We start from the raw sequence: 21,020 nt of genomic DNA, 5'->3' as shown, positions 1-21,020 counted from the left end.
GTGAAATGATGAAATCAAAGTTATATGTATTACTAACTCTGTTGTTTATAACATTAATGCTTTTAACTGCCTGCAGCTTTGGTGGGGAACAACCAGTAGAAGAAAATGAAGAAATTACCCAAAAAGAAGAATTAAGCGAAAAAGAAAGAGAAGAAGAAATAGAAAATATTGAAGAAGAATATGAAGAGGAAATACCAGAAACTACAAATTACGAAAATGATTATAAAATGATGTCACCATTTACAGGATTAGGAATTGATGATATCTATTATAAACGAGCAGTCGCTGTTTCAATAGAGAATTCACCTGCTGCCAGACCACAAAGTGGCCTGGATCAGGCTGAAATAATATATGAATTTATGTTAGAAGGTGGAATAACAAGGTTTTTAGCAATTTTTTGGCCTAAAGTACCAGAGAAAATGGGTCCAATAAGAAGTGCTAGACCAGCTTTAATTGAGACTTCACAGTTTTATGACTCTTTATTTATCCACGCTGGGGCCAGCCCCCGAGGATTTGCACTGCTAGCTGTTAATGATGTTTTACATTTAGATCAACTTTATAAGAGTCAATATTTTTGGAGGAGCAGCAAAAGATTAGCACCACATAATCTGTATTCTGGCCGAGAACCCTTAAAAAATTATTTAGACAGTCTTTCTGAGAAAGAATACCAGGAACAATTTGATTTTTTAACTGCTTCAATTATTAGTGATTTCGAAAAAGCAGAAAATATAACAATTGATTATTGGGGCTCATATTCAGTGATATATGAATATGACAGTTTAGACAATAATTATTTAAGATTTTTAAATGATAAAACAAATCCTCATTTGGTAGAAAGTGATGAACAGTTAAAAGCAAAGAATATAATAGTTCAACATGTTAAAACTTCTACTATAGATGATGTTGGTAGACAGGAGATAGATCTAAAATCTGGTGGTGAGATGCATTTATTTAGAGATGGAATTGTTATCAAAGGTAAATGGGAAAGACGTAATGGGAGGATTGTTTATTTAAATTCTTCTGGTGATGAAATAGAAATTAACCCCGGACAGACATGGATTCAAGTAGTTCCAAATGGAACTGATATTAATTATTAAAATTATTAAGTAATAGTGTGAGGTGTTAGTAATGGATCAAGAAATTAAAGAAAAAATGTTTGAAAAAGCAAAAAAAGCACAAAAAAATGCTTATGTACCATATTCAGAATTCCCTTTGGGGGCAGCAGTTTTAACTGAAGATGGTTCAATCTATACAGGAGTAAATATTGAAAATGCATCTTTTAGCCTAACAAATTGTGCTGAAAGATCTGCTATATTTACAGCAGTTTCAAAAGGAAAGCGTAAAATTAAAGCTTTGTTACTAGTTAGTTCTACTAAAAACCCTGTACCTCCATGTGGAGCCTGTCGTCAGGTTATTCAGGAATTTGCTGATGGAGAAATTGAAATAATTATGATGACTGAAGATGGTAAAGAAGTAACAATGACCAGTACAGAATTATTGCCTGGTGCTTTTAGCAAAAATAATATGGTGAAAAATAATGAGCTATAAATCGGGATTTGTAACAGTTATTGGTAGACCAAATGTTGGTAAATCAACACTTGTTAATACATTAGTTGGAGAAAAAATTAATATTATATCTCCCAGACCACAGACAACAAGAAATAGCATAAAAGCAATTCATACAGAAAATGACGGACAGATTATTTTTATCGATACCCCAGGTATTCATGAACCACGGAATGAACTGGATAAATTTATGCAGGGCGAAGCTTATAACAGTCTTGATGGAATAGATGTAATAATTTTCATTTTAGATGGCAGCACTTACTGGGGCAAAAATGACCAATTAATTTATAATCAGATTAAAAATAGTGATCAAGAAATTCTTTATGTTATGAATAAAATTGATAAAATATCGAATAAAGAATTAATAAAAAAACAAAAAGATTATAGTCAAAAAGTAGGTAAAGAAGTTATTCCGATATCTGCTTTAAATAATAGAAATACAGATAATTTATTAAAAGAAATATTTAGTAATTTGCCTGAGGGTCCTCAGTACTATCCTGAGGATATGATAACAGATCAAATAGAAAGATTTGTGTTTGCGGAAATGATCAGAGAAAAAATATTTTATTTAACTCGAGAAGAAGTTCCTTATGGGGTTGCAGTATTAGTTGAAGAAGTTAAAGAAAGAGATAACGATGATTATTATATCAGAGCTAATATTTATGTAGAAAAGAAATCTCATAAAGGAATTATTATTGGTAAGAATGGTAAGATGTTAAAAAAGATTGGGAGTTCTGCTCGAAAAGAAATTGAAGATTTAATGCAGACTAAAGTCTATCTTGACCTTTGGGTTAAGGTTTTAAAAGACTGGCGTGAAAAAGATAATCTACTCAAAAGAATGGGTTATAAATAAATTTATTGCAGGACTATGACAAAGTTTGTAGAATATTAATATTGACAAAGCAAAAATATAAGAATTTAAGGAGTGGTTTTTAAAATGGCGATCAAACCTCGTGATATGGCTAAAATGATTGACCATACTAATTTGAGTCCAACTGCAACTGTGGATGATATTAAAAAGTTGTGTGAGGAAGCAAAAGAGCATGAATTTGCTTCAGTATGTGTTAATCCAATATATGTTCCGCTAGCTGCAAAATTATTAGAAGAAAGTTCAGTTAAAGTGTGTACAGTAGTGGGCTTTCCTTTAGGGGCAAACGCAACAGAAGTGAAATCATATGAAACTAGAAATGCCATTAAAAATGGTGCACAAGAAATTGACATGGTAATGAACATTGGAGCCTTTAAATCAGGTGCTTACGAGATCTTCAAAGCTGACATAAAGTCTGTTGTAGATGCTACTAAAAAAGCAGGTGTCAGTTCTGACATTATAGTAAAAGTTATTTTAGAATGCTGTTATTTAGATGAAGAAGAAATAGTAAAAGCCTGTGAAATTGCCAAAGATGCCGGTGTGGACTTTGTTAAAACTTCAACTGGTTTTGGTGATTATGGTGCTCGAGTTGAAGATGTTGGTGTAATGCGTAAAACTGTTGGAAGAGATGTAGGAGTTAAAGCATCTGGAGGAATTAAAAACTTCGAGCAGGCTTTAGAAATGCTTGATGCAGGTGCTAATCGTATCGGTGCAAGTTCTGGTGTTACTATTGTAACAGATGATGAGGAATAATTGGGAGTTGAATTAAGTGGCAACTTTTGAGACAGAAGCATTAGTCTTAAAACAATTTGATTTAGGTGAGTCAGATCGCCTGATAACTTTATATACCAGAGAAAAAGGTAAATTAAAGGCAGTAGCTAGAGGAGCCCGGAAAGGAAATAAATCTCGTTCCGGACTTGTGCTGCCATTTAGTTACCATAATTTTATTTTATATCAAGGGAAATCACTGGCTAAAATAAATCATATTGAGTCTATAGCTATGAACTCTAAGTTAAGAGAAGACTTAGACTATATGGCTTATGCCAGTGTTGTTTCCGAATATATAGAACGGGCCGGGCTGGAAGATGAAGCTGATCAGGCTCTTTTTTCACTTTTAGTTATTATTTTAGAAAAAATGGCCCAGGCAGATAGAGAAGAATTATTATTTTATTTAACCGTTTTTAAGGCAAAATTACTTCTTTTATTAGGAGTAAAACCAGAGATTGAGAGCTGTACAGTTTGTGGAGAAAAAGTTAATTTAAATGGATCAACTCCTCTTAGTGTGGAAGAGGGGGGATCAATTTGCAAAAATTGTTTTAACAATAATAATAAATATACTCTTTTTTCTTTAAATGAAATGAGAGCTTTATATAAGGTGACTTTTGCAGAAATATCTCAATTAAAAGCAGCTCAATTCTCAGCAAATATACTAGAAAAAATTAATGAAATAACAGAAAAATTTCTAATTTATCATCTTGACTTAAAACCTAAATCATTAACTTTTCTTCACACAATAAGGAAAATGAATAATTAATTAAAATTTAGCCTTGTCCCTGAGGATGAGGTTTTGTTTTAGTAAAAAATTTAAAAAGAGTACGAGAGGAAGTGTATTTATGAATTTCCAGGAGATTATTTTTTCATTGGATAAATTTTGGAGTGATCAGGGATGTGTAATTGAACAGCCCTATGATATTGAGGTTGGTGCAGGTACTATGAGCCCCTCTACATTTTTGCGTTCATTAGGAGGGGAAGATTGGAATACTGCTTATGTACAGCCCTGTCGTCGACCAACAGATGGTCGGTATGGGGATAACCCTTACCGTTTGCAGCGTTATTTTCAGTATCAGGTAATTATGAAACCCTCTCCAGACAATATTCAAGAAATTTATTTAGACAGTTTAAAAGCATTAGGTATTGACCCTAAAAAACATGATATTCGTTTTGTAGAAGATAACTGGGAATCTCCAACACTTGGAGCCTGGGGTTTGGGCTGGGAAGTATGGTTGGATGGTATGGAAATTACCCAGTTTACATATTTTCAACAGGTAGGTGGATTTAAAGCTGATCCTGTAACTGTAGAAATAACTTATGGTTTAGAAAGAATAGCCATGTATTTACAGGAAGTTGAAAATGTATACGATTTAACTTGGGTTGAAGGCGTAAAATATAAAGAAATATATCATCAAAATGAGGTTGAACAATCTAAATATAATTTTGAAGTAGCAGATATTGATCGGTTATTTCAAATGTTTGATATTTATGAAGCAGAAGCTGAAAATTCACTGGCAGCAGAATTAGCACTGGCTGCTTATGATTATACTTTAAAATGTTCACATACTTTTAATCTTTTAGATGCCAGAGGAGCAATTAGTGTAACTGAAAGAACAAGATTTATCAAAAGAGTTAGGAAATTGGCTCATCAATGTGCGGCCAGTTATTTAAACTCAGGAGATCAGGAGTGATAAAGATGGCAAAAAACTTAATTTTTGAAATTGGAACTGAAGAAATGCCTGCTGCTTCAATGAAGAGATTCAGAGAAGATTATTATAAAACAGCAGAAAAAATATTTGAAAATAATAATTTAAAATATGACGAATTGAATGTTTATTCTACTCCTCGTAGACTAGTTTTAGCTGTCGATTCTTTAGCTGAAACGCAGGAGGACAACAAAGAAATAGTTAGAGGTCCAGCCGCAAATATTGCCTTTGATGATGGTGGAAATCCGACTAAGGCAGGAGAAGGTTTTGCACGTGGTCAGGGGGTAGCTGTAGAGGAATTAGTAGAAAAAGATGGTTATTTATATGCTGAAAAAGTAGAAAAAGGTAAGAAAACAGCAGAAATTTTACCTGATATTTTAAAGAAAATTGTAGACCAAGTTCCTTTACCAAAAGCAATGCGCTGGGGCAGTGTAAAAATGGAATTTATAAGACCAATCAAATGGCTGCTTATTTTATTTGGTCAAGAACAGCTCGATATAGAAATAGCAGGAGTTGAAAGTTCTAATTACAGCATAGGCCATCGATTTTTAAGTGATGGTAAAATAGAAGTTAATGATGTTGAAAATTATTTTGATTTGCTAAAAGAGGGATCAATAATTGTCAAACAGGAGAATCGCAAAAAACTAATTAAAGAACAGATTGCTGACTTAGAGCTGTCTGGTGAGGCAGTTATTAAAGATTCTTTATTAGAAGAAGTAATTGATTTAATTGAATTTCCAACTGCTTTCAAAGGAAGTTTTTCTGAGGAATATCTAAAATTGCCAGCAGAAGTTTTAATTACGGCAATGGAAAAACATCAGCGCTATTTTCCAGTGATGAATGATGATTCTAAGCTTCAGGCTGAATTTATTGGTGTTCGTGATGGTGGTAGTGATTATCTTGATGAAGTTATTGCTGGGAATGAGATGGTTTTAAAAGGTAGATTAGATGATGCTCAGTTTTTCTTTGCTGAAGATCAAAAATATGGATTTTTAAATAGAACTGAAGATATTAAAGATATAGTTTTTCAGAAAGATATAGGTAGTGTCTATCAAAAAGTAGAGAAATTACAGAAAATAACAGCTCAACTTGCTGAAATTTTGGATTATGAGTCACAAAGAAAAGAAATGGCAGTTCGAGCGGCTGAGCTTTGCAAAAATGATCTTGCTACAGAAATGGTTAATGAATTTGCTAATTTGCAGGGCTTAATGGGTAAAGAATATGCTCTTATAGAAGGGGAAGCTCAGGAAACTGCAGAAGCTATTTTTGAACATTACTTGCCTCGTTTTGCTGGGGAAGAATTACCAGAAACAAAAAGTGGAACTGTACTTTCTATGGCTGAAAAATTATTTAATTTAAGCAGTCATTTTCTATTGGGGAATATTCCAAGTGGTTCTCAAGATCCCTTTGCATTACGAAGACAGGCAACTGGTTTACTTAGGATCATTCTTGATAATAAATTAAAAATCAATGTTGATCAGATAATCAAATTAACAATGGAAATTGTAGAAATTAATTTAGAAAACTTAGACAATGCTGCTTCCGAATTAAAAGAATTTATTAAGCAGCGTCTTGATAATTTACTGTCAGAAGAAAATGTCAGATATGATATAATAAACGCTGTTATTAATATTAACGATCATGACTTGCTTGATATTTATCAAAGAGCTCATAAGTTAATGAATTTTAGATCAGAGAATTCAAAACTATTTATAGATTTAATTCGAGGTCTAGTTCGTGCTAAGAATATTAGTGAAAAAGCAGAAAATAAATTAGAGATTGATGCAGGACTATTAGTAGAGGATGAAGAAAAAGAACTATATAAAGCAGTTAATCAAAGAGAGTCAGAAATAAAGAGATTTTTTAATTCTGGCCAGTACCAAAAGGGCTTGTACCTACTGGTAGAGCTTAAAGAATATATTGACGATTTTCTAGATAGTGTTATGGTTATGGTAGATGATCAAGAAGTTAAAAATAATCGTCTGGCTCTACTAGCTTGTATTTCAGAATTAATGTCAGAGGTCATGAATATTGAGGAAATAGCCTTAGATTAAAAATAAGTTAAAGGGGTGAGTATTGTGGATAAAGATAAAATGGTTGCGTATATTATTTCTGATTGTACTGGTAAAACAGCTAAGAATTTAATGGAATCAGCTTCTGGACAATTTCCTGATCATGAAATTGATATGAAAACATTCACATTTGTGCGTTCAATTGAAGAAATTGATGAAATACTAAAAAAAGCTAAAAAAGAGAATGCAGTAATTGCTTATACTTTTGTAAAAAGTGAAATGAGAACTCATCTAAATCAACTTGCCGAAAGTTATGGCTTAAAATATGTGGATATGATGGAAAAACCATTAAATATTATATCCGAAAGATTTAATACTGCCCCCAAAGAAGAATTTGCACTTAAATATCAATTAGATGAGGCATACTTTGATCGTATAGAAGCTATGGAGTTTACACTCCAATTTGATGATTTAAATGAATCTAAAGGATATGAAGAAGCTGATATTGTATTAGTTGGGGTTTCTAGAACTTCTAAAACTCCCCTTTCAGTGCATTTATCATATCTTGGTTATAAAACAGCTAATGTACCTTTGGTGCCGGAAGTGGATGTACATCCTTCGGTTTTAGAAAATAAAGATGATAAAGTTGTTGGTTTAACTATAGACCCTAAACTATTAAATGATATTCGTATTGAAAGATTAAAGAGAATGGGTCTTGGTGATGATGCTACTTATGCTGCCAAAGAAAGAATCGATAAAGAATTTGAGTATGCAGATTCCATTATGGAAGAAATAGGCTGTCCTGTTATAGATGTTACAGATAAAAATATCGAAGAAACTGCCGTTGAAGTACTTTCATATTTTGAAGATTAGGAGCTGATATTATGTTTTCCAGAGTTGAGCAGTTGGAGTGGGAAAAAGAAAAACTTTCAGCTGCAGCGTGTTTGAGTTCTGAGAGCAAAGGTAGATTAAAAAAAGAGGATAATTGTGATATACGTACTATTTTTCAGCATGATAGGGATAGAATTATCCATTCTAAAGCTTTCAGAAGATTAAAGCATAAAACGCAGGTTTTTATTGCACCTGAAGGGGATCATTATCGAACTCGATTGACTCATACTCTGGAAGTATCACAGATTGCGCGAACAATTGCCAGAGCGCTTAAACTAAATGAAGATCTAGTTGAAGCTATTGCCTTAGGGCATGACCTTGGACATACACCCTTTGGTCATGCTGGTGAGGCAGCTTTAACAGAAATCACTGGAGAAGAATTTAATCATAATCTGCAGAGTTTAAAAGTAGTAGATCTTATAGAAAAGAGAAGTAATGGCAGCAGAGGTCTAAACCTAAGTATTGAGGTAAGAGATGGTATTTTGAATCATACTGGGGCAGATAAGCCGTTTACTCTTGAAGGTCAAATTGTTAGAATAGCAGATCGAGTTGCTTATATTAATCATGATATTGATGATGCTTTAAGAGCTGGTATTATAAAACAGGGTGATCTACCAGCTGATGCAATTTCTGTTCTGGGTAATACTCATTCTGAAAGAATAGATATAATGGTCAGGGATTTGATTAATTCCAGCTGGCAGCAGCAACAAATAAAGCGATCAGCTGAAGTTAAATCCGCAACTGGTAAATTGAGGACTTTTCTTTTTGAGAATGTTTATATTGGTTCTGAAGGCAAGAGTGAAGAAGGCAAGGCAAAGCGATTATTAAAACTTTTATACGAATTTTTTATGAAAAATATTGACTATATTCCAGATGAATATCTGGAATTTGAAAAAAATCATAAACAGGCTGTAATTGATTATATTGCAGGAATGACTGATCGTTATGCTATTAATCTTGGGAGGAAATTTTTTATACCTACTCCCTGGTTTGATAAAGATTAATAATAAAGTTCAAAATTTACTTTATTAAATAAATGCAGGATAAAAATAATTTTTAGAGAAATATAATTACAACAGTAATTGCTTTTTCTATTTTACTGATCTCTAAAAATATTTTATTGTAATTAAATTAAGGTCAGGGTGGATAAATTGACCAGATATTCAGATGAATTTATAGATGAATTAAAAGAAAATGTTGATATTGTAGATTTGATTTCTGATTATTTAGAACTAAAAAAAACAGGGAATAGATATAAAGGTTTATGCCCTTTTCATAGTGAAAAAACTCCATCATTTTTTGTGAATCCTGATAATAATTTTTATCACTGTTTTGGTTGTGGAGCTGGTGGTGACTCTATAAATTTTGTGATGGAAATAGAAAATTTAACCTTTATAGAATCTGTTAAAATGCTTGCTGAAAGAAGTGGTATGGAACTGCCTGATATGAGTAATCAGCAGCGTCAAGTTTATAAAGAACGAGAGAATATTTTTTCTTTAAATAAACTAGCAGCGCGTTTTTATAATTATCTTTTAACTGATACTAATATGGGTAAAGAAGCACTTGAGTATTTAAATAAGCGTGGATTTAATGAAGAGGATATAAAGAGATTTCATCTTGGTTATGCAGCTGATGAATGGCAGCTTTTATTAAATTTTTTAAAGAAAAAAGATTTCAGTATTCATTTAATTAAAAAAGCCGGTTTAATTAGCGAAGGAAATAATAATTCTCATTATGATAAATTCAGAAATAGAGTTATGTTTCCTATTTTTAACAATAGAGGTGAAGTGATTGCATTTGGGGGAAGAATTTTAGATAGTGAAGATAATTATGGACCTAAATATTTAAATTCTCCTGAGACTCAAATTTTCAGCAAAAAGAAAAATTTATATGGATTACATTTAGCTAAAGATAGAATTAGAAAAGAAAACAGCTGTATAATTATGGAAGGATACACAGATGTTATTCAGGCTCATAAAAATGGATTTAAAAATTCAATTGCTTCTTTAGGTACTGCTTTTACTGAAGAACAGGCAAAACTGATAAAAAGATATGCAGAGAATGCTTATATTGCTTATGATGCTGATACAGCAGGTAACAAAGCAACTTTAAGAGGTTTAGATATTCTTAATAATACAGGCATCAATGTTAAGGTGATTGAACTTGAAGAGGGAAGTGACCCAGATCAGCTTTTAAAAAATGAAGGTTCAGACGTTTTTAATGAATTGATAGAAAACGCAGTTAATTTAATAGATTTTAAAATTAATATGATTGTTAAAGATAAAAATCTTTCAGAACCAGGTATCAGAAAAAAAGTTCTAAGATCTATTGTTGAACTTCTAAGTGGAGTTGAAGATAATCTAGAAAGAGAAATTTATTTAGAAAGAGCTGCTGCAAAAACTAACTTTAAAGCAGATATTCTGGCTGAAGAGGTTGAAAAAGAATTTAAGGAAAATAAAAGAAGGAATTATAAAAGTAATAGAGAAAAACAAAATAAGAAAAAAGAAAAAACATTTGACTTATATTCGCAATTATCATATTATCAAAAAGTTGAAGAAGAAATACTTGCTCATTTTATCAGTAACCCATCTCTCAGAGAAGAATTAGCAGGTAGAATTTCTAAAAATGATTTTAATGGAAGAACAGCTCAACTGGCCGAGCGTTTATTTAAAGGTAGTGTGATAAGTAATTCTATTCATTTAGATAAAATTAAGGAAGAATTGGAAGAAGAACTTTTATCTTACTGGTCAGAAATTTTAGTAAAACAAGATAATTCCTTAGATAGGAATAGGATTTTAGATCTTGCAGATTATTTAAGCTCAAAAAGAATTTCCAAAAATAAAGAAAAATTATGTAGATTAATTAGTAAAAAAGAGTTGAGTTTAGATAAATTGAACCGTATTTTATTAACTTTTTATAGTCTTAATTATAATATTGAAAGGAGGGACTAAAGTGGCTGAAAAAGATATAAGTCCTGCTAAAATAGATGAAGTTAAAGGTCTAGTCAGTCGTGGTAAAAAAGAAGGCGAACTGACATATGAAGAAATAATGGACGCCCTGGAAGATATAGATTTAGATTCTGAAGATATAGAAAAAATCTACGATATTTTTAGTGAAATGAATATAGAAGTAGTAAATTCTAAATTAGAAGATGACAGCGAGGATGAAGATGATGAGAACAGTGGTCTTGATCTGAGTGTTCCAAAGGGTGCAAGTATAGATGACCCTGTAAGAATGTATTTAAAAGAAATAGGGAAAGTTGATTTATTAACTGCTGAGGAAGAGGTTGAGCTTTCTAAAAGAATGGAACAGGGGGAAGAATGGGCTAAACAACAATTGGTGGAAGCCAATTTACGACTTGTAGTAAGTATTGCTAAAAAATATGTTGGTCGCGGAATGCTTTTTCTTGATTTAATTCAAGAAGGTAATATGGGACTAATGAAGGCAGTAGATAAATTTGACTACACTAAAGGTTATAAGTTTAGTACCTATGCTACCTGGTGGATCAGACAAGCCATAACTCGTTCTATAGCTGATCAAGCTAGAACAATTAGAGTTCCTGTTCATATGGTAGAAACAATTAATAAATTAATAAGAGTTTCTAGACAACTACTTCAAGAAAAGGGAAGAGAACCAAAAGCTGAAGAAATTGGTGAAGAAATGGATATTTCTGCTGAAAAAGTAAGAGAAATTATGAAGATTGCTCAGGAGCCTGTTTCTTTAGAAACTCCGATTGGTGAGGAAGAAGACAGTCACCTTGGTGATTTTATTGAAGATGAGGATTCTCCAGCTCCCGCTTCAGCAGCTTCCTATATATTGCTCAAAGAACAGTTAGATGGAGTTTTAGATACTCTTACTGACAGGGAAAAAAGAGTATTAGAGCTTAGATTTGGAATTGAAGATGGACGACCAAGAACTTTAGAAGAAGTTGGTAAAGAGTTTGGAGTTACCAGAGAAAGAATTAGACAGATTGAGGCAAAGGCACTGCGAAAATTGAGACATCCAAGCCGTAGCAAAAAATTAAAGGATTACCTAGAATAACAAAGAATTACTTTGTATTTTCTAGTAATGCTGAGTTATTGAAGGATTATTGAGTTTATTAACCAAAAAAAATCCCAAATAACTCTTGACCTAATCTGTTTTATATCATATAATTATTCTTGTCGTCACAAATTAATTAATTAAATTTGCAGCGGGCCCATAGCTCAGCTGGTCAGAGCAACCGGCTCATAACCGGTTGGTCCCAGGTTCGAATCCTGGTGGGCCCACCAGAATATTAACACCCTGTTCTTTAACCAGAGCAGGGTTTTTTTGATTTATTATATACCTAAAAACATTTATGAACTAAAAGGAGGCTCAACTATGATTAAAGTAGCAGAAGTTATACAGTTGATGGGAGAAATTGCGCCAGCAGATTTAGCTGAAGATTGGGATAATGTTGGTCTTCAAGTTGGAAATCCAAATCAGGAAGTGAAAAATGTTTTAATAGCACTTGATTTCAATAAAAATGTTTTAGCTGAGGCAATAGATAAAAATTGTCAATTAATTATTACTCATCATCCTTTTATTTTTAATGGTTTAAAATCAGTTAATACGCAAAACCAAAGTGGGAGCCTAATATTTGATTTAGTAAAAAATGATATTTCTCTATTTTCTGCACATACCAATTTAGATATCGCTGAAAATGGTTTAAATGATTATTTAATAAATAAATTAGATGTTAAAAATATTTCGCTATTGAAAAGCACCAAAAGTCAAAATTACCACAAGTTAGTTACATTTGTACCTAAATCTGACTTTAAGAAACTAAGAGACGCACTTTATGCTAAAGGAGCCGGGAAATATAAGCATTACAGTCACAGCGGCTTTTATAGTAAGGGAACTGGAAATTTCAAACCTTTAGCAGATTCTAATCCTTATCTAGGTGAAAAGGATTCTCTAAATGAAATTGAAGAATATCGTTTTGAAGCAGTAGTTTCAGATGATAAAATTGATCAGGTTGTTAAAGAACTTTTAAAAGTTCATCCTTATGAAGAACCAGCCTGGGATTTATATAAAATGGAAAATTTAAAAAGTGAACAGGGTATCGGCAGAATTGCAGAATTAAAATCAGAAATTAAATTACAAAGTTTCTTAGATAAAATAAAAGATGTCTATAATTTAGATGTAATTAAAGTAGTTAAATCAAAAAACAAAGTAAAAAAAATTGCATTATGCAGTGGTAGTGGTTCAGATTTTATTAAAGATGCTTATTATCAGGGTGCAGATTTATATTTGACCGGAGATGTTAAATATCATGAAGCACAGCTTGCAGAAGAACTAGGTATTAATTTAGTTGATTTTGGTCATTATGGTAGTGAAAAATTTGTTAGAGAATTATTAGTTGAAAGATTAAATAATGAAGCTTCTAGTAAGTTAAAAAAAGAGCTTAATTTTCTAAAATCAGAGTTAAATACTCGGCCTTGGGAGTATCAATAATAACAATTATGACACTGCTTTTAACTTGAGTAAAACACTTGACATATTATAAATCTGGTGATATACTTTGTATGGTAAAAAAATAAGTTAACCAGTTGATCGCATCTTAATTGATGAGGAAAGTCCGAGCTCCATAGGATAGGATGCCGGGTAACACCCGGTGGAGGTAACTCCCAGGCTAGTGCCACAGAAATATACCGCCTTATGTAAATAAGGTAAGGGTGAAAAGGTAAGGTAAGAGCTTACCGGGTTTCAGGTAACTGGAATGCCAGGTAAACCCCATCTGGAGTAAGTCCAAATAGGGAGAATATAAAAGTGATCCGCTTTTCTCCGGGTAAGGACGCATGAGGGTTCAGGTAACTGTTCCCCTAGATAGATGATCTTCTAATACAGAACTCGGCTTATAGGTTGACTTATTTTTTTTGCCTATTATATTTTCAATTTTTATAAAAATCAAAAAAAGAGGTGTTGAGATGGAGAAAACAGTAATTGATGCAGTAGACTATATTAAACAGGCAGTAGACAAATCAGAGCAATTTGAGAATTATTCTCCTGAAATAAGCAGTAAAGTGCTGGATAATCGAATAATAACACTTGAAGCTTACATAAAGTTTATTGAACGGGAAACGATACCCTTTATGGAAAATCTAGTGAGGATGCAGGAGGAGGTAAATGATGGTTGATCAAATATATTATAAGGTGCAATATCCTTTAAAAAAAGCAATCGACCTGATGAAAGCTCTTGATAAGCATGAGTTAAGTTTTTTAAGGGAAGAATTGAATTCTTACGAAAAAGAAAGAATTATAAATTTTATTGAAAATTGGAACAATGGCAGCAAAGAAAAACTTAATTCTTTAATTAGTGATTTAAAAGCTCAACAATAATGGCTTTAAACCATAGCTTAGGCTGTGGTTTTAATTTTTTTGGAGTGAAGCGCCTCTCCCATAATATAATTATTATTTATTGATTAAATCAACTAAATAAATACTTAAATACGTTAATAATACTTATATAATTTATATCAATACTTATAGTCTCTTTAAAAACACTCTGATAAACTCTAAGATATATATTAGAGGTGAGAAAAAATGCAGAGAGAAAATATTGGCAAAAAAATTAGGGAGTATAGAAAATTCAATGAACTAACCCAAGAAGGGCTTGGGGAAAAGGCTGGCCTTCATTATACATATATCGGACAGGTAGAACGTGGAGATAAGGATCCATCATTTAAAGCATTAATTAATATTGCCGAAGCGCTTGGTGTTGGAGTAGATAAATTATTAATTAATTATGATATAAGTTCAGGAGCTACTATTCAGATTTCAAATATAACCGATTTACTTTTAAAGCGTAATGAAAAGGAGTTAGAAATGATATATACCCTACTTAAAAATCTAACTGATATTCTAGAAGAGAGTGATATTGAAAAAAAACAATAATTATGGTACAATAAACTGTAAATTGATTTTAAAAAGTATAATCTGATTTAAGGAGGGTTATTATATGGCCGGACATTCTAAGTGGGCTAATATAAAGCATAAGAAACAGAAAGAAGATAAAAGAAGAGGTAAGCTATTTTCTAAATTAAGTCGTAAAATAGCAGTAGCTGCTAGAGAAGGTGGCGGAGATCCTGAAATGAATTCAGATCTCAGAATGGCTATTCAGAAGGCAAAAGATAACAATATGCCTAACGATAATATTGAAAGAGCAATCAAAAGAGGAACAGGTAATTTAGAAGGAATGAGTTATGAGTCTTTTGTTTACGAAGGGTATGGCCCTGGTGGGGTTGCCTTATACCTTGATATTATGACTGATAATAGAAATAGAACTGCTTCAGAGGTTCGCCACATTCTTGATAAAAATGGTGGCAATCTTGGTTCTAATGGTTGTGTTGCCTGGATGTTTCAACGCAAAGGAGAATTAGTAATTGATTTAAATGAATTTGAGGTCGAAGAAGAAGATCTCTTATTAGAAGCACTAGAAGCTGGTGCAGAAGATTTAGATTATGGAGAAGAAGCAGCTATTATTTATACAGATCCTTCTAATTATGAATCTGCTCGAGAGGCTCTAGAAGAAGAAGGTTACGAATTTGATTCTGCAGATCTCGCTATGATTCCTGATAATGAAGTTACTCTAGATAAAAGTGATGCAAAGAAAATGCTGAGATTAATGGAGCTGCTTGAAGATCATGATGATATTCAAGATGTCTATTCTAATTTCGATATTCCAGAAGATATTAGAGCCGAAATTGAAGCAGAAGAAGACTAGTTATAATTTAATTTAATTTTAATATTTTTGTTATATAATAGGGTTAGATTTTAATAAGGGCACTGTTCAGCAGTGTCTTTATTTTTTTGTTTTAATAACTTAAGTTTATATGATATAATTATTTCAAACATTAGTTTGAATGGGGTGTGGGATTTGCGAATTTTAGGTATTGATCCAGGGCTTGCCACAATTGGTTATGCACTGGTAGATAAAGAAACAAATCATTTTGAAGTATTAGAATATGGAGTAATCAAGACTTCAGCAGATAAAGACGATATAGAAAGACTAGAAATTATTCATAGAAATATAGAAGCTTTGATTAAAGAATTTGAACCAGAACAAATGGCAGTAGAAGAATTGTTTTTTAATAAAAATGTTAAAACAGCAATAGCTGTAGGACAGGCTAGAGGTGTAATCTTGCTGGCTGGGTCTCAAGCTGGATTAAAAGTTGCAGAATATACTCCACTGCAGATAAAACAGGCAGTAGTAGGTTATGGAAGAGCTGATAAGATGCAGGTGCAGCAGATGGTTAAATCACTATTGAATTTATCTGAAATTCCAAGGCCAGATGATGCAGCTGATGCTTTAGCAATTTCAATTTGTCATGGTCATGTTTATAGTGCTCATTCTGGATGGGAGGAAAGATTATGATTGGCTATTTAGAAGGAGAAGTAATTGACGCTGAAATTAATAAGATAATTTTAGAAATTAATGGAGTTGGTTATGAATTAGAACTTGCAGGTTTTAAAAGTCAGCCTCATGTTGGCGAAGAAATAGAAGTTTTTACATATACTTATGTCCGAGAGGATGCCTTGAAATTATTTGCCTTTCCTGAAAAAATGGGTAAAGAATTGTTTGAAATATTAATAACTGTTAATGGAATTGGCCCTAGTGCCGGTTTGAATATTTTAAATACCATGCCTGCTTCTAGATTTGTATCTGCAATTATGCAAAAAAACGAAGCAGTTTTGAAAGAAATATCAGGTATTGGACCCAAAACTGCTCAAAGATTGATCTTAGAACTTCAAAACAAGTTGGAAGAATTCGCTTATCTGCAGAATGATAATGATAAATCTAATGCTGGATCTGCAGTTGATGAAGATCGTCAGGATGTAGTAGATGCTCTTACTGCATTAGGTTATAAGATTTCTGAGATTAATAGAGCTTTAAGAGAAGTTGAGTTTGAAAGTGAAATTAATGTTTCGGAAAAGATTAGACTAGTTTTAAATCAACTTGGTAAGGAGAGATAATAATGGAAAATGAAAGACGAGTTGTTTCTCCAAAAAAGAAAAAGGATGATAATACTGTTGATAGAGGTCTAAGGCCTTTAAGTTTAGGAGAATATGTAGGCCAAAGCAAAACAAAAGAAAAATTAAAAATTTTTATTCAGGCAGCGCGTGATCGCAAAGAAGCTTTAGATCATGTTATGTTATATGGACCTCCTGGTTTAGGTAAAACTACTCTTGCAAATATTATAGCAAATGAATTAAGTGTAAATATTCATCAAACTTCTGGGCCAGCAATCGAAAGACCAGGAGATTTAGCTTCTATTTTAACTAATTTACAACCAAGTGATGTCTTATTTATTGATGAAATTCATCGTTTAAATAAAATGGTTGAAGAAATTTTATATCCGGCTATGGAAGATTATTGTCTGGATATAATAATTGGCAAGGGTCCAAGTGCACGTTCTGTTAGACTTGACCTTGCACCTTTTACGCTTGTCGGTGCAACAACTAAAGCAGGTAGGCTTAGTTCACCGCTTAGAGATAGATTTGGGGTTATTAATCGATTAGAATTTTATAAGCAGGAAGAGCTTCAGGAAATAGTTATTAGATCTGCAGATATATTAAATGTTGACATCGTTAATCATGGGGCTTTAGAGATTGCACGCCGTTCTCGTGGTACCCCTCGAATTGCTAATCGTCTCTTAAAAAGAGTAAGAGACTTTGCAGAAGTAAAAGCAAATGGTATAATTAACAGGGAAGTTGTGGATTCTGCTTTAAAACTGCTGGAGATTGATGAGCTGGGCCTTGATCGAATTGATCATAAATTATTAAAAACTATTATGCTTAAATTTAGAGGTGGCCCTGTTGGACTCAACACTTTAGCGGCTGCTATCAGTGAAGAAACAGAAACAATAGAAGATGTATATGAGCCCTATTTGCTGCAGCTAGGATTCTTGGAAAGAACACCAAGAGGCAGAACTGCAACTACAAAAGCTTATCAACATTTAAATATTAAAGAAGAAATAGAATAACAAAATATTGGATAATGCAAATCTTTTTGGAGGTTATTTTTAATGAAAGTAGAAGAATTTGATTATCATCTTCCGGAAGAATTAATTGCTCAAAAACCACTTCCTAAAAGAGATGAATCAAGATTAATGGTTTTAAATCCACAGGAAAACACAATAGAAGAGAATGTTTTCAAAAATTTGAAAGATCATTTAGATCCTGGCGATATGATTATTATGAACAACAGCAGAGTTATCCCAGCAAGACTATATGGAGCTAAAATTCCAACAGGTACAGAAATTGAGCTCTTATTACTAAATGAATTAGCTGAGGGACGTTGGGAAGTTTTAGTCAGACCTGGTCGTAGAGCCAAAAAGGGTGTGAAAATTAATTTTGAAGATATCCTGGAAGCAGAAGTTGTAGAATATACAGATTTCGGAGGTAGAATTGTTGAATTTAGCTGGAATCAGAATAATTATGATTTTGAAGAAGTTTTAAACCAGCTAGGTGAGATGCCATTACCCCCTTATATTAATGAGAAATTAGATGATCCTGAGCGTTATCAGACAGTTTACAGTAAAAAGAAAGGTTCTGCTGCTGCTCCAACAGCTGGATTGCATTTTACTGATCGTCTTTTAGAAGAGTTAACTGAATATGGTATTATCTTAGATTATATTACTCTTCATGTAGGGCTAGGAACATTTAGGCCGGTTAAAAGTGAAGATATAGAAGATCATGAAATGCATGAAGAATATGCAGAAATTTCTGCTGCTACAGTAGATAAGATAAAAAAAGTTAAAGCAAATGGTAATAAAGTAGTTGCGGTCGGGACTACGGTTACCAGAACTTTAGAATCTGCTGCTCAGACGGATGAATTAAGCGAATATAAAGGTTGGACAGATATTTTTATTTATCCAGGTTATGAATTTAAAGTTATCGATTCTTTAATAACTAATTTTCATTTACCTAAATCTACACTTTTAATGCTTGTTTCTGCTCTAGCTGGTAAAGAATTTGTTTTAAATGCCTATCAAAAGGCCGTAGAAGAAGAGTATAGATTTTTCAGCTTGGGAGATGCGATGTTGATTTTAAATAGGAAGGAAGATTAATTTTGTTTGATTTCAAATTATTCAAAGAAAACAAGAGATCTAAAGCACGCTTGGGTGAAATAACTACAGATCATGGTAAAATTCAAACACCAATTTTTATGCCTGTAGGGACTCAAGCAACTGTAAAAGCAATGTCATCGAGAGAATTAAAAGAGATTGGTTCTCAAATAATTTTGGGTAATACTTACCATCTTTATTTAAGACCCGGTGATGAATTAATAGCTAAGGCTGGTGGTCTGCACCAATTTATGAATTGGGATCGTCCTATTTTAACTGATAGTGGAGGTTTTCAAGTTTTTTCGCTGGCTGATTTAAGAGAAATCGAAGAAGAAGGTGTTTATTTTCAATCTCATTTAGATGGATCCAAACACTTTATTTCGCCAGAGAAGTCAATGCAGATTCAGAAAAATTTAGGGTCTGATATTGTAATGGCTTTTGATGAATGCCCACCATATCCAGCTGAAAAAGAATATGTAGAAAATTCATTAAATAGGACTCTGCGTTGGGCAGAGAGATGTAAAAAGGAAATGGAAGGTGTAGAAAATCAGGCCTTATTTGGCATCATTCAAGGTGGTGTTTATCCAGAGCTTAGAAAACAGAGTGTTGAAGAAACAACAAAATTAGATTTTCCAGGTTATTCGATTGGTGGTTTGAGTGTTGGAGAGACTAAGGATGAAATGTATAAAATGCTAGATCACACAACTCCTCTGATGCCAAAAGATAAACCACGTTATCTAATGGGAGTTGGGACTCCTGAAGATTTAATTGAAGGTATTTATCATGGAATTGATATGTTTGACTGTGTAATGCCAACTAGAATTGCTCGTCATGGGCAGATATTTACTCATTCAGGTAGAAAAACAATTAGAAATGCAACCTATAAACAAGATTTTACTCCATTAGATTCAGAATGTGACTGTCATGTCTGCCAGAATTATAGTCGTGGCTATGTAAGACATTTAATTAAAAGAAATGAAATTTTAGGAGTAAGATTAACCACTTATCATAATTTATACTTTATGTTAAAACTTTCAGAAGAAATAAGAGAAGCAATTAGAAATGATAAATTTATTGATTTTAGAGAAGAATTTTATGATAAATATGAATTAAAATAAACCATTTTAAATATTTTTTGAAATAATATTTCTATTTTAGCAGGAATATCATATTTATTGTTGAAATAGTTATGAGAGAAAAAATTTAATTAGGAGAGGATAGTAAATGGAATATTTATACGCAATTTTACCATGGGTCTTAATTTTCGGTATTTTTTGGTTCTTTTTAATTAGACCTCAGCAAAAGCAGAAAAAAGAACATCAGAATATGTTAAATAATTTAAGTGTTGGTGATAAGATAGTCACAATTGGTGGTATCAAAGGTAAGATTATAAAAATCAATGACAATAACATTAGAGTCAGAGTTTCTTCAAATGTTGATATTGATTTTATAAAAAATGCTGTGTCTAAAGTAGAAGAAAAAAGCAGCAGTAGTAAAAAAGAAGAGATCACCGAGAAAAATGAGAATGATAAATAATAATTGATTTAGTAAGGAACTGGGGGGTATAATTTGAAAAGTGCAGTTAAAGAATTTTTACAATCACTAGTAATAGCCGGTATATTGGCCTTTTTTATCATTACATTTGTTGCCCAGTCATTTGTAGTAGATGGAAGGTCAATGGCTAATACTCTTCAAGATGGTGAGAGGTTATTTGTCAATAAATTTATCTACAGATTTCATCCACCTGAAAGAGGAGACATAATAGTTTTTACTCCAAAAGGATCACCAGGTCAAAAATATATTAAACGAGTAATTGGTAAACCAGGTGATACCGTTTATATAAAAGATGGGACCACTTATGTTAATGGTGAAGCCTTAGAAGAAAATTATTTACCAGAAAAAATGATTGGAGATTTTGGCCCTTATGAAATACCGGAGCAAAGTGTTTTTGTATTAGGTGACAACAGAAATCATAGTGCTGACAGTAGATTTGGCAGTGTTGTGGGATTTGTAGAATATGATGATATTTCAGGCAAAGCTTTCTGGGTTTACTGGCCTTTGACTGAAATGAGAATAATAGATCATCAGGAATACAATTTATCATTTGAAAACTAAT

The 21,020-nt window shown here is 32.4% G+C and carries 23 protein-coding genes, 1 tRNA gene and 1 other RNA gene; all 25 read left to right on the top strand.

The genetic code is table 11. From position 1 onward, the window contains the following. Nucleotides 1-8: 8 nt before the first annotated feature. The 25 genes from HSACCH_RS10370 (at nt 9) to lepB (ending at nt 21,019) form a co-directional block, all read left to right on the top strand. The gene (locus HSACCH_RS10370) at nt 9-1,097 is read left to right on the top strand and encodes a DUF3048 domain-containing protein (protein WP_040477528.1); all 1,089 of its coding nucleotides are present in this window, start codon (nt 9-11) and stop codon (nt 1,095-1,097) included. A 31-nt stretch (nt 1,098-1,128) separates the two neighbouring features. After that, the gene (locus HSACCH_RS10365) at nt 1,129-1,548 is read left to right on the top strand and encodes a cytidine deaminase (protein ID WP_005489717.1); all 420 of its coding nucleotides are present in this window, start codon (nt 1,129-1,131) and stop codon (nt 1,546-1,548) included. Continuing rightward, entirely contained in the window at nt 1,538-2,419 is an 882-nt protein-coding gene (gene era, locus HSACCH_RS10360; protein WP_005489711.1) for a GTPase Era, read from the top strand. The genes HSACCH_RS10365 and era overlap by 11 nt, the downstream gene beginning before the upstream one ends. An 84-nt stretch (nt 2,420-2,503) precedes the next feature. Then, nucleotides 2,504-3,187, top strand: a complete 684-nt coding sequence (deoC, locus tag HSACCH_RS10355; protein ID WP_005489709.1) for a deoxyribose-phosphate aldolase — start codon at nt 2,504-2,506, stop codon at nt 3,185-3,187. A 16-nt stretch (nt 3,188-3,203) separates the two neighbouring features. After that, entirely contained in the window at nt 3,204-3,968 is a 765-nt protein-coding gene (recO, locus tag HSACCH_RS10350) for a DNA repair protein RecO (protein ID WP_005489708.1), read from the top strand. A gap of 79 nt (nt 3,969-4,047) precedes the next feature. Beyond that, the gene (locus HSACCH_RS10345; RefSeq protein WP_005489706.1) at nt 4,048-4,896 is read left to right on the top strand and encodes a glycine--tRNA ligase subunit alpha; all 849 of its coding nucleotides are present in this window, start codon (nt 4,048-4,050) and stop codon (nt 4,894-4,896) included. A gap of 5 nt (nt 4,897-4,901) precedes the next feature. Next, nucleotides 4,902-6,965, top strand: a complete 2,064-nt coding sequence (gene glyS / locus HSACCH_RS10340; RefSeq protein ID WP_005489704.1) for a glycine--tRNA ligase subunit beta — start codon at nt 4,902-4,904, stop codon at nt 6,963-6,965. 24 nt (nt 6,966-6,989) lie between these two features. After that, the gene (locus HSACCH_RS10335; RefSeq protein WP_005489702.1) at nt 6,990-7,796 is read left to right on the top strand and encodes a pyruvate, water dikinase regulatory protein; all 807 of its coding nucleotides are present in this window, start codon (nt 6,990-6,992) and stop codon (nt 7,794-7,796) included. Nucleotides 7,797-7,807: 11 nt separating this feature from the next. After that, entirely contained in the window at nt 7,808-8,818 is a 1,011-nt protein-coding gene (locus tag HSACCH_RS10330) for a deoxyguanosinetriphosphate triphosphohydrolase (RefSeq protein WP_005489701.1), read from the top strand. A 138-nt stretch (nt 8,819-8,956) separates the two neighbouring features. After that, nucleotides 8,957-10,765 carry a DNA primase gene (dnaG, locus tag HSACCH_RS10325; protein WP_407635733.1) on the top strand — a complete coding sequence of 603 codons (1,809 nt, stop codon included), beginning with the start codon at nt 8,957-8,959 and terminating at the stop codon, nt 10,763-10,765. Nucleotide 10,766: 1 nt separating this feature from the next. Next, entirely contained in the window at nt 10,767-11,855 is a 1,089-nt protein-coding gene (gene rpoD, locus HSACCH_RS10320) for an RNA polymerase sigma factor RpoD (protein WP_005489698.1), read from the top strand. A gap of 153 nt (nt 11,856-12,008) precedes the next feature. Beyond that, nucleotides 12,009-12,085, top strand: a tRNA-Ile gene (locus HSACCH_RS10315). Nucleotides 12,086-12,176: 91 nt separating this feature from the next. Next, nucleotides 12,177-13,292 carry a Nif3-like dinuclear metal center hexameric protein gene (locus HSACCH_RS10310; RefSeq protein WP_005489696.1) on the top strand — a complete coding sequence of 372 codons (1,116 nt, stop codon included), beginning with the start codon at nt 12,177-12,179 and terminating at the stop codon, nt 13,290-13,292. A gap of 83 nt (nt 13,293-13,375) precedes the next feature. Then, nucleotides 13,376-13,712: RNase P RNA component class A (rnpB, locus tag HSACCH_RS13660), an RNA gene on the top strand. 53 nt (nt 13,713-13,765) lie between these two features. Beyond that, nucleotides 13,766-13,975, top strand: a complete 210-nt coding sequence (locus HSACCH_RS10305) for a hypothetical protein (RefSeq protein ID WP_152416026.1) — start codon at nt 13,766-13,768, stop codon at nt 13,973-13,975. Next, entirely contained in the window at nt 13,968-14,177 is a 210-nt protein-coding gene (locus HSACCH_RS10300; protein WP_005489692.1) for a hypothetical protein, read from the top strand. The genes HSACCH_RS10305 and HSACCH_RS10300 overlap by 8 nt, the downstream gene beginning before the upstream one ends. Before the next feature lie 204 nt (nt 14,178-14,381). Then, the gene (locus HSACCH_RS10295; protein ID WP_005489690.1) at nt 14,382-14,732 is read left to right on the top strand and encodes a helix-turn-helix domain-containing protein; all 351 of its coding nucleotides are present in this window, start codon (nt 14,382-14,384) and stop codon (nt 14,730-14,732) included. Between the two features lie 64 nt (nt 14,733-14,796). Continuing rightward, nucleotides 14,797-15,561, top strand: coding sequence for a YebC/PmpR family DNA-binding transcriptional regulator (locus HSACCH_RS10290; RefSeq protein ID WP_005489688.1), 765 nt, complete (start codon nt 14,797-14,799; stop codon nt 15,559-15,561). A gap of 153 nt (nt 15,562-15,714) precedes the next feature. Then, nucleotides 15,715-16,212: a crossover junction endodeoxyribonuclease RuvC gene (gene ruvC, locus HSACCH_RS10285; RefSeq protein WP_005489687.1), complete on the top strand. Its 498-nt coding sequence runs from the start codon at nt 15,715-15,717 to the stop codon at nt 16,210-16,212. Next, nucleotides 16,209-16,811: a Holliday junction branch migration protein RuvA gene (gene ruvA, locus HSACCH_RS10280; protein ID WP_005489686.1), complete on the top strand. Its 603-nt coding sequence runs from the start codon at nt 16,209-16,211 to the stop codon at nt 16,809-16,811. The genes ruvC and ruvA overlap by 4 nt, the downstream gene beginning before the upstream one ends. Before the next feature lie 2 nt (nt 16,812-16,813). Beyond that, nucleotides 16,814-17,821: a Holliday junction branch migration DNA helicase RuvB gene (gene ruvB / locus HSACCH_RS10275; RefSeq protein ID WP_005489685.1), complete on the top strand. Its 1,008-nt coding sequence runs from the start codon at nt 16,814-16,816 to the stop codon at nt 17,819-17,821. Nucleotides 17,822-17,863: 42 nt separating this feature from the next. Next, complete coding sequence (gene queA / locus HSACCH_RS10270; protein WP_005489684.1) at nt 17,864-18,907, top strand: tRNA preQ1(34) S-adenosylmethionine ribosyltransferase-isomerase QueA; 1,044 nt, start codon at nt 17,864-17,866, stop codon at nt 18,905-18,907. Between the two features lie 2 nt (nt 18,908-18,909). Further along, nucleotides 18,910-20,022 carry a tRNA guanosine(34) transglycosylase Tgt gene (tgt, locus tag HSACCH_RS10265; protein ID WP_005489683.1) on the top strand — a complete coding sequence of 371 codons (1,113 nt, stop codon included), beginning with the start codon at nt 18,910-18,912 and terminating at the stop codon, nt 20,020-20,022. Nucleotides 20,023-20,128: 106 nt separating this feature from the next. Further along, nucleotides 20,129-20,440 carry a preprotein translocase subunit YajC gene (gene yajC / locus HSACCH_RS10260; protein ID WP_005489682.1) on the top strand — a complete coding sequence of 104 codons (312 nt, stop codon included), beginning with the start codon at nt 20,129-20,131 and terminating at the stop codon, nt 20,438-20,440. Nucleotides 20,441-20,473: 33 nt separating this feature from the next. After that, the gene (gene lepB / locus HSACCH_RS10255) at nt 20,474-21,019 is read left to right on the top strand and encodes a signal peptidase I (protein ID WP_005489681.1); all 546 of its coding nucleotides are present in this window, start codon (nt 20,474-20,476) and stop codon (nt 21,017-21,019) included. The last annotated feature ends 1 nt before the right edge of the window (nt 21,020 follow it).

The sequence above is a fragment of the Halanaerobium saccharolyticum subsp. saccharolyticum DSM 6643 genome, assembly GCF_000350165.1.
GTDB lineage: Bacteria > Bacillota > Halanaerobiia > Halanaerobiales > Halanaerobiaceae > Halanaerobium > Halanaerobium saccharolyticum.
The sequence above is the reverse complement of the archived record's forward strand: the minus strand, read 5'-3'. Positions and strand labels throughout refer to the sequence as shown.